Genomic DNA, 13,299 nt, shown 5'->3' with positions numbered 1-13,299 from the left:
ATTCAACATGCGCGGCCGGTCGCGGGCGCGGCTCGGAGCGGACAGGTCCCGTGGAGACGGAGGTACATGAGGAGTCGCCCCCCATGCTCTCAGAGAGGAGACTCTCAGATCACGGGAGGTCGGCCGAGCCTGGTCAGCCGCCATACCGTGCGCCACTTCATCGGACGACGGGTGCCGCACGGAGTGGACCAGCCCTCCTTGAAGCCGCCGAACCACGCCTTCAGGGCCGGGCCGGAGGGCTTGCGCACCAGGGTCAGCAGCAGCCACACGCCGAGGTAGACCGGGACCAGGGGCGCGGGCAGATTGCGGCGCGCCAGCCAGACCCGGTTGCGGGCCACCATCCGGTGGTACACGGCGTGCCGCGAGGGGGCCGTCGTCGGGTGGTCGAGAACCATGTCCGCGCGGTAGTCGATCATCCAGCCGGCGTCCAGCGCCCGCCAGGCGAGGTCGGTCTCCTCGTGCGCGTAGAAGAACTGCCCGGGAAGCGGCCCGACCTCGGCGAAGACCTTGGTGCGCACGGCGTTGGCGCCGCCGAGGAAGGTCGTCACCCGCGAGGAGCGCATCGGGTCGGACGCGCGCAGGCGCGGCACGTGGCGCCGCTGGGTGACGCCGGTGTCCGGGTCGGCGATGCGGAAGCTGATGATCCCCAGCCGGGGGTCGGCCTCGAACGCCTGCCGGCACAGCTCGGCGGTGTCGGTCAGCGGCAGCAGCCCGTCGTCGTCGAGGAAGAGCAGGGCGTCCACATCGGCACCGGACGGGCCGAACGCCTCGATCCCGACATTGCGTCCGCCGGGGATGCCCAGGTTCTCGGGCAGCTCCACGGTGCGTACGCCCGCGGGGACGTCGGGCACGGGGGCGCCGTTGCCGACGACCACGATCTCGATCCGGTCGCCCTCCTGCTCGGCGACCGAATCCAGGAGGGCCCGCAGCTCCTCGGGGCGGTTGCCCATCGTGATGACGACCGCGCCGAGTTTCATGGATGTGCTCACTTCAACCTGCTCGACGCGAGGATCGACACGAGATGCAGGAGGGTCTGCAGCAACGCGATGCCGGCCAGGACCGCGACCAGGAGACGGCTGACGAACAGGTCGTCCCTGACCGCGTCGAACACCGCCGCCGCCAGGACCACCAGGGACGCCTCGACGCCGAGGATCAGCCGGTGGAACTTGAGCGCGGCGGCGGCCCGGCGGGCGAGCGCCATTCCGGACGAGCGCGGCTCGGAGGCGGCCTCCTTGACCGGCGGCAGTCCCCCCTGATGGCGCGCGACGCCGACGAGGTCGGTCTCGGCCTTGATCAGGATGGCGCCGAGGGCCGCGAGGGCGCCCAGGAAGGCCCACAGCCAGTCGATCCGTCCGTGGCCCCACGGGTCCGCGGCGCGCAGACCGAAGCCGACGAGGACGGCCGCGTCGCAGAGGTACGCGCCGACCCGGTCCAGGTAGACCCCGCCCAGCGAGAACTGCTTCTTCCAGCGGGCCACCTCGCCGTCGACGCAGTCGAGCAGCAGGTAGAGCTGGACCATCAGCACGCCGAGCAGCGCCCCGGGGATGCCCGGGACGAGCAGGGCGGGCGCGGCGAGCACGCCCGCGACGGTCATCACGTAGGTCAGCTGGTTGGGCGTGACCCGGGTGTTCACCAGGTGCCGGTCCACGCGCAGGGAGATCTCGCGCATGTAGAGCCGCCCCGCCCAGTGCTCACCGCTGCGCCGGTCCTTCACGCCCGGGGGGTGCACGACCGGGCGGAGTTCAGCTATCGATGGCTTTTGCATAGTCGGCGTACGCGTCCCTGATCTGGTCGGTGGACAGGTTGAGGTGTTCGAGGATGGTGAAGCGCCCCGGACGGGTCTGCGGGGCGTACTCGACGGCCCGGACGAACTCGTCGGCGGTGAAACCGATCTCTTCGGGCCGCACGGGCAGGCCGTGGCGGCGCAGGGTGGCCACCATCTGCCGCGACTCCTCGCGCGCGCCGCGCAGGTGCATGGCGAAGCAGGCGCCGATGCCGACCTGCTCCCCGTGGCTGGCCGCACGCCGGGGGTACAGCAGGTCGAAGGCGTGGTTGATCTCGTGGCAGGCGCCCGAGGCGGGCCGGGAGTCTCCTGCCACCGACATGGAGATGCCGGTCAGCACGAGGCCCTCGGCCAGCACCTTGAGGAAGCCGTCGTCGCCGATCCCGCCGGGATGGCGCAGCACGGCCTCACCGGCCTGCCGGGCCATGGCCGCGGCGAGGCCGTCGATCTCCTCGCCCCGCACGTCGTGGGCGAGCTCCCAGTCGGCCACGCAGGAGATGTTGGAGACCGCGTCGCCGATGCCGGAGCGCACGTAGCGGGGCGGTGCCTGGCGGACGATGTCGAGGTCGATGACGACGGCGATCGGGGTGGGGACGCCGTAGGAGCCCCGGCCGTTGTCGTTGTCCAGGGTCGCGACCGGCGAGCAGAGCCCGTCGTGGGCGAGGTTCGTGGCCACCGCGACCAGAGGCAGCCCCACGCGCGCTGCGGCGTACTTCGCCACGTCGATGATCTTGCCGCCGCCGAGGCCGACCACGGCGTCGTACCGGTTGCCCTTGATGTCGTCGGCGAGCTTGACCGCCGAGTCGATGGTGCCGTCGGTGACCGGGTACCAGTGGGCACCGGGCAGCGCGGGCGCCAGCCGCTCGCGCAGCGCGCGCCCCGAGCCTTCGCTGATCGCGACGGCGAGTTCGCCGGAGGTGGAGATCCGCTGGTCGGCGAGGAGGCCGGCCAGATCGTCCAGGGCGCCGCAGCTGATGTCGACGACGACCGGGGACGGAATGAGCCGGGTCAGTACTGGCACGCGATCTCACGGCCCTTCGCGAGGTCGTCGTGGTTGTCGATCTCGACCCACGCCACTTCGCCGATGGGGGCCACGTCGACGGTGAAGCCGCGGTTGACGAGTTCCTGGTAGCCGTCCTCGTAGTAGAGGTCCGGGTCGCGCAGATACGTCGCCTTCAGGGCGTCGGCGAGGTCCGCGGCGGCCTCCGGCTCGATGAGGGTGACGCCGATGTACTCGCCGGTCGCGGTGGCCGGGTCCATCAGCTTGGTGATGGAGCGCACGCCCCTGCCGTCCTCGGTGACGACCTTCATCTCCTCGTCGGCGAGGCGCTTCACGGTGTCGAGCGCCAGGATGATCCTCTGCCCGTTGCCGCGGGCGGCGAGCAGGGTCTTCTCGACGGAGACCGGGTGGACGGTGTCGCCATTGGCCAGGATGACGCCGCGGGCGAGGACGTCGCGGGCGCACCACAGGGAGTAGGCGTTGTTCCACTCCTCGGCCTTGTCGTTGTCGATCAGGGTGAGGGCGAGGCCGTACTTCTCCTCGAACTCGGCCTTGCGCGCGTACACGGCCTCCTTGCGGTAGCCGACGACGACGGCCGCCTCGGTGAGGCCGATCTCCGCGAAGTTGGCCAGCGTGAGGTCCAGGACCGTCTTCTCGCCGTCCACCGGCACGAGGGCCTTCGGGAGCGTGTCGGTGTAGGGGCGCAGTCGCCGTCCGGCACCGGCTGCCAGTACGAGGCCGATCATGCGGGTTCTCCTTCGTCGTGAACGGCGGGTGCTCCGGAGGAGACCCAGAAGCGGATGGACTCCACGAGCACCACCAGTGCCACAGCCACCGCGAACGCGGTGAGTGCCGCGGTGAACGCCGAATGCCGGGTGAGTACGGCGGCGAGTACGGCCACCACCAGGGTCCGGCCCTCGTGCCCGCCGATCGTGCGCACCAGCCATCGGGGCGGCGCGCCAGTGCCTCCGCGAATGCGGTAGACCGTGTCGTAGTGATGGTAGGCGACGGCCGAGACCAGCCCGAAGGCCGCGGGAAGCGCTCCGGGGACGTCGCTGCGGGCGGCGAGGATCAGGACGGTGCTGTACTCGGCCGCCCTGAATATCGGGGGTACGAGCCAGTCCAGGGTGCCCTTGAGGGAGCTGGAGACGGCCATGCCGGACGACATCGCGTACACGACGGCCGCGAGGATGGTGTGCCAGCTCCCGAAGGGCTGCGTGAGCGCGGAGGCGATCATGAGCACTCCGGCGAGCAGGGCCGTGACCGGGGCGTTCCAGCTGCCGCCGAGCCTGGGACCGAACGCCGCGACGGTCTGGGCGAGCGGGCCGGAGTCGGCGAGGTCGGCCAGGGCCCGGGCGGCCCGGTCGGTGCGCTCGGCCCTGCGGGTCAGCGAGCGCAGCAGCCGGCCCGCGGTGGTGTAGCAGGCGGCGAAGGCGCAGCCGACGAGCAGGGCGTAGAAGACGATCCGGGGGGTGGTCGCCGCGGTGAGCACCGCGATCATGGCCCAGCGCTCCCCGATCGGCAGCACTATCATCCGGCGCAGCCACACCGTCCAGCCGACGCTGTCGAGCCGGTCGGAGAGGGCGGCCGTGGGGCTGGAATTGCCCACCGCGTCGTGGTTGGCCTCGTTGAACGAGAAGTCGACGACGTGCCGGCAGGTCTGGAGGACCATGGCGCCGAGCGCCAGCGCCCAGACGTCGTCCCCGCCCCGGGCGGCTCCGAGGGCGAGCCCCGCGTAGTACGCGTACTCCTTGGCCCGGTCGAAGGTGGCGTCCAGCCAGGCGCCCAACGTCGAGTACTGGAGCGAGTAGCGGGCGAGCTGCCCGTCGGTGCAGTCCAGGACGAAGGAGAGGAGCAGCAGCACCCCCGCCGCGACGAAGCCCGCGCGGGTGCCGGTGGCCGCGCTGCCGGCCGCGATCAGGGCGGTCAGCAGGGACGCCGTGGTGACCTGGTTGGGGGTGAGCCCGCGCCGCGCGCACCAGCGGGCGATGTAGCGGGAGTAGGGGCTGATGAAGAACGTGGTGAAGAAGCCGTCGCGGGACTTCACGGCGCTGCGCAGCCGCACCGCCTCGTCGTCGACGGCCGCGACGGCGCTCTCCGCCTCGGCGCGCGCGAACGCGTCGGACGGTACGGCGGCGACCAGCGAGCCCAGCTCGGGGCGCTGCACGGGCGTGCCCTCGGCGTCCAGGAGGCCGGCGACGCGGCCCGGCAGGGTGTGGTCGGTGACCGTCGTCACGGTCGCGACCGTCGCGCCGGGGGCCGCGGCGCCGCCGGACGCGGCGGCGGTCCCCAGGGCCCGGACGAGCGCGGAGCGGGCCTCCGGCTGCGCGGTGAGCGCTCCGGGGACCGCGGCCGCGGGGAAGCGCGGGTCGGTCAGTCCGAGCCGGAGGGCGTGGAGGTGGCCGACGAGGCGCGGGTCGACCAGGGCGACGCGGCGGTCGGCGGGAACGGCCGCGAGAAGCCGTGCGGCCTCGGTCGCGTCGGCGGCGGCCCGTACGTCGAAGCCCAGTGACCGCAGATCGTCCGCGAGCGAGGATCCGGGTACCGGAGCACCGGTGAGGATGGCGGTCGACAGACGAACTCACTCCTTGGTGCTGACGGGGTCGGCGCGCTGCAACGCGGCCCGGAAGCGGGCCGACGGCACGTCGGCAGAGGCTATCGGATGAACGGAAGCGGGAGTTCACCGCCCGTTCGTGCTCCGTTCGGGGCGGACCGGCATCATCCGGCACTGCCCGAGATCATCATCGTCGATCCCCGCCTCGACTGACAAAACGCGGTGGCACGGATCCGGGCCTTCCCGCCCGGATCGGGCGGGAACGCTCCCACCGGGGACGAAGCAGCCCGGCCGCGACGCCCCGGGCCTTGCCCGTCGCGGTGCGCGGGACCGCCCGGCCGCTCCGGGGACGACGGTGCCGCCGCCGGGGCACACCCTAGGCTGGTCCGTATGACATGGCTGATCACAGGCGGGGCGGGGTACATCGGCGCACATGTGGTGCGGTCCATGGCGGGAGCCGGTGAGCGGGTCGTCGTCCTCGACGACCTGTCGACCGGCGTCGCCCGACGGCTCCCGGCCGCTGTGCCGCTGGTCGAGGGCTCGGTGGCCGACCGTGCGCTGCTCGACGAGGTGCTGGAGCGGCACGCGGTGACGGGTGTGGTGCATCTCGCGGCGAAGAAGCAGGTCGGGGAGTCCGTCGAGCGGCCGCTGCTGTACTACCGGGAGAACCTGGCCGGGCTGACCACGCTGCTGGAGGCGGTCGTCGCCGCCGGGGTGCGGAGCTTCCTGTTCTCCTCCTCAGCCTCCGTCTACGGCGTGCCGGATGTGGAACTGATCACCGAGGAGACGCCGTGCGCCCCGATCAGCCCGTACGGCGAGACGAAGCTCGCCGGGGAGTGGCTGGTCCGCGCGACCGGGCGGGCTCACGGGCTGTCCACCGCCTGTCTGCGCTACTTCAACGTGGCCGGGGCGGCGGCGCCGGAACTGGCGGACACGGGCGCCTTCAACGTGATCCCGATGTTCTTCGAACGGCTGACCCGGGGCGAGGCCCCCCGGATCTTCGGTGACGACTACGCCACCCCCGACGGGACCGGAGTCCGCGACTACATCCACGTCGCCGACCTCGCCGAGGCGCATCTGGCCGTCGCCCGGAGCCTGGCCGCACGGGCCGAAGGCGACGCCGGTGACCTGACCGTGAACATCGGCCGCGGCGAGGGGGTGTCGGTGCGGGAGATCGCCGATCTCGTGAGCGAGGTCACCGGGCGGCACACGCCGGCCGTGGTCGAGGCGCGCCGCCGCGGCGACGGCGCGAAGGCCGTCGCGTCCGCCGCCCGGATGTCCGGGGACCTCGGGTGGACGGCCCGGCACGACGTGCGCGAAATGATCGAATCCGCCTGGGCCGGCTGGTGCCTCCAGCATCCCGAGGCGCGCGCGAACTGACCTTCCGGTGATCGCTCCACAGCCCTGACCTGCAAGCATTTCCGCAGGTCAGGGCACATGACAACGGTGTTCAGTGCCGTGTTGCCCGATACCCCCCACCCGTAGTTCACTGACAGTGCTCGGGCCCGACCGCGCCCGAGTCCGCGAGACGATCGGGAGGCGTCCCCATGGGGGCAGGGCACGATCACGGACACACTCACGGCGGGCCGCCGCCCACCGGCACGGCCGCCGCCGCGTACAGAGGGAGGCTGCGGATCGCGCTGGGCATCACGCTCACGGTGATGACCGTGGAGATCGTCGGGGGGCTGCTCGCCGACTCGCTCGCCCTGATCGCCGACGCGGCCCATATGGCGACGGACGCCCTGGGACTGGGCATGGCCCTGCTGGCGATCCACTTCGCCAACCGGCCCGCCGGGCTCAACCGCACCTTCGGCTTCGCCCGCGCCGAGATCCTGGCGGCCCTGGCCAACTGTCTGCTGCTGCTCGGCATGGGCGGTTTCCTGCTCTTCGAGGCGATCCAGCGCTTCGTCACCCCCGCCGAGACCAGGGGCGGGCTGACGATCGTCTTCGCACTGATCGGCATGGCCGCCAACATCGTCTCCCTGTCGCTGCTGCTGCGCGGGCAGAAGGAGAGCCTCAACGTGCGCGGCGCGTATCTGGAGGTGCTCGCGGACACGCTCGGCTCGGTCGCCGTGCTGGTCTCGGCGGGTGTCATCCTGGCCACCGGCTGGCAGGCGGCCGACCCGATCGCCTCGCTGGTGATCGGCCTGATGATCGTCCCGCGTACCGTGAAACTGCTCCGGGAGACGCTCAACGTGCTGCTGGAGGCGGCTCCGAAGGGCGTGGACATGGGTGAGGTACGGGCCCACATCACGGCGTTGCCCGGCGTCCTGGACGTCCATGACCTGCACGCCTGGACGATCACCTCGGGGATGCCGGTGCTCTCGGCCCATGTGGTGGTGAGCCAGGACGTGCTGGACTCGGTCGGCCACGAGAAGCTCCTCCACGAACTCCAGGGATGCCTCGGCGACCACTTCGACGTCGAGCACTGCACGTTCCAGCTGGAACCGAGCGGCCACGCCGAACACGAAGCGGGACTGTGTCACTGAGGAACGGCCGGCCGACAGCCGGAGCCGCCGACCGCGAAGGGGCAAGGAATGAACGACCACGATCACGCCGCCCGTCCCGAGCCGCGCTCCCCCGCCTCCGGCGCGGCGGGGAGCGACGGGCGGGGCGTTCCCCGCTGGACGGCCCGGCCGGAGGCCCCGGCGGACGCCGGGGCCGTGCGCGCGGTCGTCACCGCCGCCTTCCCGACGCCGGCCGAGGCGGCTCTCGTCGACGCGCTGCGCGCCGATCCGTCGGCCTGGCTGCCCGGTCTCGGACATGTCGCCCTCGGCGGGGACGGTGCCGTCGCGGCGTACGCGCTGCTGACCCGGTGCCGGGTCGGGGACGCCCCGGCCCTCGCCCTGGCACCGGTGGCGACCGCCCCGGAGCAGCAGCGGCGGGGCGCCGGGCAGGCCGCGGTGCGCGCCGCGCTCGACGCCGCCCGGTCGCGGGCCGAGTCCGTCGTCCTGGTGCTCGGCCACCCCGCCTACTACCCGCGCTTCGGCTTCGTACCGGCGTCCCGGTACGGAATCCGGCCGGCCTTCGACGTCCCGGACGAGGCGATGATGGCCCTGGTCCTCGACCCGTCCGCGCCGGCGCCGCGGGGCACGATCCGCTACCCGGCCGCGTTCGGCGTCTGAGGGCCTTGCGGTGCCGCCCGCGGACGGGGCGGCACCGGGTCCGGACATGTCGGACCCGAAGTGCGGACAAGCGGCTTTTGTACGGCAGACTTGAGCGGACTCGACGGGACCGGCGCACCGGGCCGGGACCATAGCGAAGGATGGGTATGCCGACCACACCAGCCACCGCGGCGCACAGCTCGTCGAACGGCACAGCAGAAGCGATCATGCTCGAACTGGTCGACGAGAACGGCACCACCATCGGTACGGCGGAGAAGCTCTCCGCCCACCAGCCGCCGGGTCAGCTGCACCGGGCCTTCTCGGTGTTCCTCTTCGACGAGCGGGGCCGCCTGCTGCTCCAGCGGCGCGCGCTCGGCAAGTACCACTCCCCCGGCGTCTGGTCGAACACCTGCTGCGGCCACCCGTACCCCGGTGAGGCGCCCTTCGCCGCCGCCGCCCGGCGTACGCACGAGGAGCTCGGCGTCTCGCCCTCGCTGCTGGCCGAGGCCGGCACGGTCCGCTACAACCACCCCGACCCGGCTTCCGGACTGGTGGAGCAGGAGTTCAACCATCTCTTCGTCGGCATGGTGCAGGACCGGCTGCGGCCGGACCCGGAGGAGGTCGGCGAGACCGCGTTCGTCACCGCCGAGGAACTGGCCGAACGGCATGCCGAGGCACCGTTCTCGGCGTGGTTCATGACGGTGCTGGACGCCGCCCGCCCGGCCATCAGGGAACTGACCGGGCCGTCCGCCGGCTGGTAGCGGACGGGGCACCCGGTGTTCGTGCGAGCCGTGTCACCGGGTGCCCACGCCGGTCGGCCCGGATGGCTGCGGGACCGCCCGGTGCCGGCGCAGGCCGGTTCAGAATCCCGCGCTCAGCGGCAGCGCGGCCCAGATGATCTTCCCGCCGCCCGCGGTGTGCTCCACGTCGCAGGCGCCGCCCGCCTCCCGGGTGATCTCCCGGACCAGGAGCAGCCCGCGGCCGCCGGTCTGTCCGTGGTCCGTCTCCAGGGCCGTGGGCCGGTAGGGGTGGTTGTCCTCCACGGACACCCTGACCCAGTCCGCGCCGACGGCCACCTCGACGGCCAGCTCCGGCGAGAGCAGCGCGGCGTGCTTCACCGCGTTGGTGACCAGCTCGGAGACGATGAGCAGCAGCCCTTCGGTGATGTCGGTGCCGATCGGCACGCCCTGGCGGTCCAGCAGGTCGCGTACGGCGCGCCTGGCCCGGGGGACGGAGACGTCCACGGCCGGGGCGGTGAACCGCCAGACTCCCTCGTACGACATGGGCCGAGCGGGGACACTCCCGCGGCTCTCCATAGTCCGGTACCGCCCTCGACTCGTCGGTGACTGCACGTCGAGTACAGAGTGCGCGGCGTGGCCGCCGCACCGGACCAGTGAATAAAAGTCGACCTCTATCGACAAATTTTGATCGAAACCGCACGATTCGATCAACTCTTTGACTGACCCTGGTTCTCTCCGATGGACGTGTCGGGCTGTTGCCCCGGCTTCGGGCCGTCGGGCTCCGTGTACCGGTGCAGGAGCCGGTCCGAGTCCGGGTCCGGGTCCGGGTGACGACGCCCGGGGTCCGCTGCCCGGTCCGAGGTGTCCGAGACGAGGGAGACGATGCGTCGGCCGCCGACTCCGATCGTGATCAGGCCGAGGCCGTCGAAGAGCAGCGCCAGGGAGAAGAAGAGACCCAGGACGTAGAGGCTGCTGTGCGGCCAGTCGAAGAGGACCAGCAGCCCGAGGAGCAGCCCGAAGGCCCCTTGGAGCAGCGTCCAGCCGAACTGCGGGCCGCGCACGACGACGCTGCCCACCAGCCGGAACACCCCGCCGGTCAGGAAGAGCAGCGCGGCGAACATGGTCAGCGCCTCGGCCGTGCCGTGCGGATGCCGGATGACGACGACCCCGGCGGCGATGTTCAGCGCGGCCACCACGACCGCCAGCCAGAAGTAGTTGCTGCCCCGGGACTCGATGGCGTGGAGCAGACCGACGAGGCCGCCGACCAGCAGCAACCAGCCGAAGAGCAGCATCGAGGTCAGCGTCGCGACCCCGGTGTAGACGAGGCCGACCAGACCGGCCACGGCGAGAAGAATGCCCAGCAGGGCCAGCCGGCCGAAACTCCGGCTCAGCCTTCTGCCCTCGACTGCGGGATCGGCCACGGAAAGCTCCTCACGGTGCGTACATGCACGGCCACCCACCCCTTTTTGATCATAGGTTCGAACCGTGCGGATAGCATCCGGCGCATGGACCGTACGGAACCCCGGCTGACGCACACCGTCGCGGACGGTGTCGCCACCGTCGTCATCGACAACCCGGCCAAACGCAACGCGATGACGGTCTCGATGTGGATCGCCCTGCCCCCGCTGCTGGCCCGGCTGGCGGCCGATCCCTCGGTACGGGCCCTGGTGCTGACGGGCGCCGGGGACACCTTCTGCGCCGGGGCGGACATCGCCTCGCTGAGGGACGTGCCGCCCCGGGAGCCGTCCTCGCCCGGCGGTACGCCGTCGGATCCGCAGCCGCTCACCGTGGTGGCCGAGGAGGCGCTGGCCGCGTTTCCCCGGCCGACGCTGGCGGCGATCCGCGGCTACTGCGTGGGCGGCGGCAGTCAGCTCGCGGCCGCCTGCGATCTGCGGTTCGCCGAGGAGGGCGCCGAGTTCGGGGTCACCCCGGCCAGGCTCGGCATCGTCTACCCCGCGTCGTCGACCCGGCGGCTGGTGGCGCTGACCGGACCCGCCACGGCGAAGCACCTGCTCTTCTCCGGCGAACTGATCGACACCGCGCGGGCGCTGCGGTGCGGGCTGGTGGACGAGGTGCTCCCGGCCGGTGGGCTGGACGCGCGGGTCGGCGCGTACACGCGGACGCTGGCGGCGCGCTCATGGATCACGCAGGCGGCGGCGAAGGAGTTCGCCGACGGGCGCCGGGACCGGGACGCGTACTGGGCGGAGCGGATACGGCGCAGCGGCGACACCGTCGAGGGTGTCGCCGCGTTCCTGGAACGGCGGGCGCCGCGCTTCGGGCCGCCCGAGGGCGTGGACTGACCCGGCGGGCCGCCGGGACGGGCCGGGCCGCCCCCACCGGAGAGGGGGGCTACCGGAGGAGGGTGGCGCGCCGGGCACGGAACTGGTCGGCCAGTGCCGCCGGGGCCTTCGCCGGCGAGCCCGCGTCGTACGGCGGCTGGGGGTCGTACTCGGTCAGCAGCTGTACGGACATGGCGTGCTCGTCGCCCGCGATCCGGCCGAGCAGGGCGAGCCCCATGTCGATGCCGGAGGAGACGCCCGCCGCCGTGACGTACTTGCCGTCGAAGACCACGCGCTCGCCGGTCGGTTCGGCACCGAACTCCTTCAGGGTGTCCAGCGCGAGCCAGTGCGAGGTGGCGCGGCGGCCGCTCAGCAGTCCGGCCGCGGCGAGCAGCAGCGACCCGGTGCAGACGGAGGTCGTCCAGGTGCTGGTGGCGTCGGCCGCGCGCAGCCAGCCCAGCAGCGCCTCGTTGTCCATCTGGCCGGTCTGGCCGGGACCGCCGGGGACGACCACCACGTCCGGCGACGGCACATCGGCGAGCGTCCGGTCGGCGACGAGCGCGATGCTGCCGCTCTCGTTGCGCACGGGGCCGGTCCGTTCGGCGACGAACACGGTCTCGGCGCCGGGGAGGTGCTGGAGCATCTCGTAGGGGCCCACGGCGTCGAGCGAGGTGAAGCGGTCGAACAGGACGATGGCGATCTGCATGGGTGCTCCTTGACTTCGGTGTCGTCGGTGTCGTCGGGCGGGTGGCGGTGGCCCGGGAGCGCGCCGCCGCTCGCACGGGGGTCGGTGCGCGGCGGGCCGGCCGTGCCGCTGGTGGAGCGTCAGCCGGGCCCGCGCGGTCGTGTGCGGGAAGTCGTTCAGTCCGTGCCGGGCCCGGGCCGGAAGCGTCGGCGGTACTCGGCGGGTGCCGTGCCGAGCGCCTTGACGAAGGCGCGGCGCATGGCCTCCGGGGTGCCGTATCCGCAGGCGTGCGCGATGCCCGCGACTCCGTCGCTGGTGTCCTCCAGCAGTCGGCGGGCGTGTTCGAGACGTACCCGGTCGACGTATCGGCCCGGTGTGAGGCCCGTCTCGGCCCGGAAGGCGCGGGCGAAGTGACGGGGCGAGAGGCGGGCACGGGCGGCCAGGGCCTCGACGGTGAGGTCGGCGGACGGGTGTTCGGTGATCCAGTGCTGTACCTCGCGCAGCGGCTCGCGCCGGGCGGTCTGGGCGGTGAGCTGCGCGCTGAACTGGGACTGGTTGCCGGGTCTGCGCAGGAAGACCACGAGATGGCGGGCGACCGTGAGGGCGACCTCCCGGCCGTGGTCCTCCTCGACGAGCGCGAGGGCGAGGTCGATGCCCGCGGTGACCCCGGCGGAGGTGGCCAGCCTGCCGTCCCGGACGAAGATCGGGTCCGGGTCAACCTCCACGGCCGGGTGGGTGCGCGCCAGGTGCTCGCAGACGGTCCAGTGGGTGGTGACCCGGTGCCCGTCGAGCTGTCCGGCCTCGGCCAGCAGCAGCGCTCCGGTGCAGACGGAGACGAGGCGTTCGGCGCGCGGGGCGTGCTCCCGGAGCCAGCCGACGAGAGCCGGGGCGGGGACGCGGGTGCCCTCGCCCCCGGGGACGAGCAGGGTGTGCGGCGGCTCCGCGTCGGCGAGGGCGGTGTCCGGGACGAGGACGAGGCCGCTGCTCGTATGGACCGGGGAGCCGTCGACGGACGCGGTGCGCAGGTCGTACATGGCCCCGAGGAAGCGGGAGGCCCCGGCGAAGACCTCCACCGGGCCGGTCACGTCGAGGCTCTGGACGCCGTCGAAGAGGACGACGAGTACGGATCGCTGCGTCATGCCCACCATCCTTCG

At 72.6% G+C, this 13,299-nt stretch carries 13 protein-coding genes and 1 pseudogene; 5 read left to right on the top strand and 9 right to left on the bottom strand.

Annotated elements, in window-relative coordinates; all coding sequences use genetic code 11:
- Window positions 1-104 precede the first annotated feature (104 nt).
- From AB0E67_RS15310 to AB0E67_RS15290, 5 genes are read right to left on the bottom strand one after another with little or no spacing between them, the layout of a single operon-like run.
- Window positions 105-977, bottom strand: coding sequence for a glycosyltransferase (locus tag AB0E67_RS15310; RefSeq protein WP_362026459.1), 873 nt, complete (start codon window positions 975-977; stop codon window positions 105-107).
- An 8-nt stretch (window positions 978-985) separates the two neighbouring features.
- Window positions 986-1,765, bottom strand: coding sequence for a CDP-alcohol phosphatidyltransferase family protein (locus AB0E67_RS15305; protein ID WP_362026092.1), 780 nt, complete (start codon window positions 1,763-1,765; stop codon window positions 986-988).
- Entirely contained in the window at window positions 1,743-2,804 is a 1,062-nt protein-coding gene (locus AB0E67_RS15300) for an iron-containing alcohol dehydrogenase family protein (RefSeq protein WP_362026090.1), read from the bottom strand. Before AB0E67_RS15300 ends, AB0E67_RS15305 begins: the two co-directional genes overlap by 23 nt.
- Complete coding sequence (locus AB0E67_RS15295) at window positions 2,792-3,529, bottom strand: phosphocholine cytidylyltransferase family protein (RefSeq protein ID WP_351525151.1); 738 nt, start codon at window positions 3,527-3,529, stop codon at window positions 2,792-2,794. The genes AB0E67_RS15300 and AB0E67_RS15295 overlap by 13 nt, the downstream gene beginning before the upstream one ends.
- Window positions 3,526-5,208 (bottom strand): DUF5941 domain-containing protein, encoded by a 1,683-nt coding sequence (locus AB0E67_RS15290; RefSeq protein WP_362026457.1) that lies wholly within the window; start codon window positions 5,206-5,208, stop codon window positions 3,526-3,528. The genes AB0E67_RS15295 and AB0E67_RS15290 overlap by 4 nt, the downstream gene beginning before the upstream one ends.
- 519 nt (window positions 5,209-5,727) lie before the next feature.
- Here AB0E67_RS15290 and galE point away from each other — a divergent pair.
- The 4 genes and pseudogenes from galE (at window position 5,728) to idi (ending at window position 9,202) form a co-directional block, all read left to right on the top strand.
- A complete protein-coding gene (gene galE, locus AB0E67_RS15285) occupies window positions 5,728-6,717 on the top strand; it encodes a UDP-glucose 4-epimerase GalE (protein WP_362026087.1) in 990 nt (329 codons plus the stop codon).
- A 167-nt stretch (window positions 6,718-6,884) separates the two neighbouring features.
- Window positions 6,885-7,826 (top strand): cation diffusion facilitator family transporter, encoded by a 942-nt coding sequence (locus tag AB0E67_RS15280; protein WP_362026084.1) that lies wholly within the window; start codon window positions 6,885-6,887, stop codon window positions 7,824-7,826.
- A gap of 129 nt (window positions 7,827-7,955) precedes the next feature.
- Window positions 7,956-8,462, top strand: a pseudogene (locus AB0E67_RS15275) (N-acetyltransferase); the annotation flags it as partial.
- A 146-nt stretch (window positions 8,463-8,608) separates the two neighbouring features.
- Entirely contained in the window at window positions 8,609-9,202 is a 594-nt protein-coding gene (idi, locus tag AB0E67_RS15270; RefSeq protein ID WP_351525772.1) for an isopentenyl-diphosphate Delta-isomerase, read from the top strand.
- Window positions 9,203-9,301: 99 nt separating this feature from the next.
- On the opposite strand, the gene AB0E67_RS15265 is transcribed toward idi, so the two are convergent.
- The gene (locus AB0E67_RS15265; protein WP_362026081.1) at window positions 9,302-9,757 is read right to left on the bottom strand and encodes an ATP-binding protein; all 456 of its coding nucleotides are present in this window, start codon (window positions 9,755-9,757) and stop codon (window positions 9,302-9,304) included.
- Between the two features lie 131 nt (window positions 9,758-9,888).
- Window positions 9,889-10,602, bottom strand: a complete 714-nt coding sequence (locus AB0E67_RS15260) for a DUF308 domain-containing protein (protein WP_362026078.1) — start codon at window positions 10,600-10,602, stop codon at window positions 9,889-9,891.
- 84 nt (window positions 10,603-10,686) lie between these two features.
- Here AB0E67_RS15260 and AB0E67_RS15255 point away from each other — a divergent pair, with 84 nt between their 5' ends.
- Window positions 10,687-11,481 carry an enoyl-CoA hydratase-related protein gene (locus AB0E67_RS15255; RefSeq protein WP_362026075.1) on the top strand — a complete coding sequence of 265 codons (795 nt, stop codon included), beginning with the start codon at window positions 10,687-10,689 and terminating at the stop codon, window positions 11,479-11,481.
- A 49-nt stretch (window positions 11,482-11,530) separates the two neighbouring features.
- Here the strand turns inward: AB0E67_RS15255 and AB0E67_RS15250 are convergent, their stop codons facing one another.
- Together AB0E67_RS15250 and AB0E67_RS15245 are read right to left on the bottom strand one after the other, a co-directional pair.
- A complete protein-coding gene (locus AB0E67_RS15250; protein WP_362026072.1) occupies window positions 11,531-12,166 on the bottom strand; it encodes a DJ-1/PfpI family protein in 636 nt (211 codons plus the stop codon).
- 155 nt (window positions 12,167-12,321) lie between these two features.
- Window positions 12,322-13,284, bottom strand: a complete 963-nt coding sequence (locus tag AB0E67_RS15245; protein WP_362026069.1) for a GlxA family transcriptional regulator — start codon at window positions 13,282-13,284, stop codon at window positions 12,322-12,324.
- Between the last annotated feature and the right edge of the window lie 15 nt (window positions 13,285-13,299).

Origin of the sequence: Streptomyces sp. NPDC032161, from assembly GCF_040636995.1 — a bacterium.
Taxonomy (GTDB): domain Bacteria; phylum Actinomycetota; class Actinomycetes; order Streptomycetales; family Streptomycetaceae; genus Streptomyces.
The sequence above is the reverse complement of the archived record's forward strand: the minus strand, read 5'-3'. Positions and strand labels throughout refer to the sequence as shown.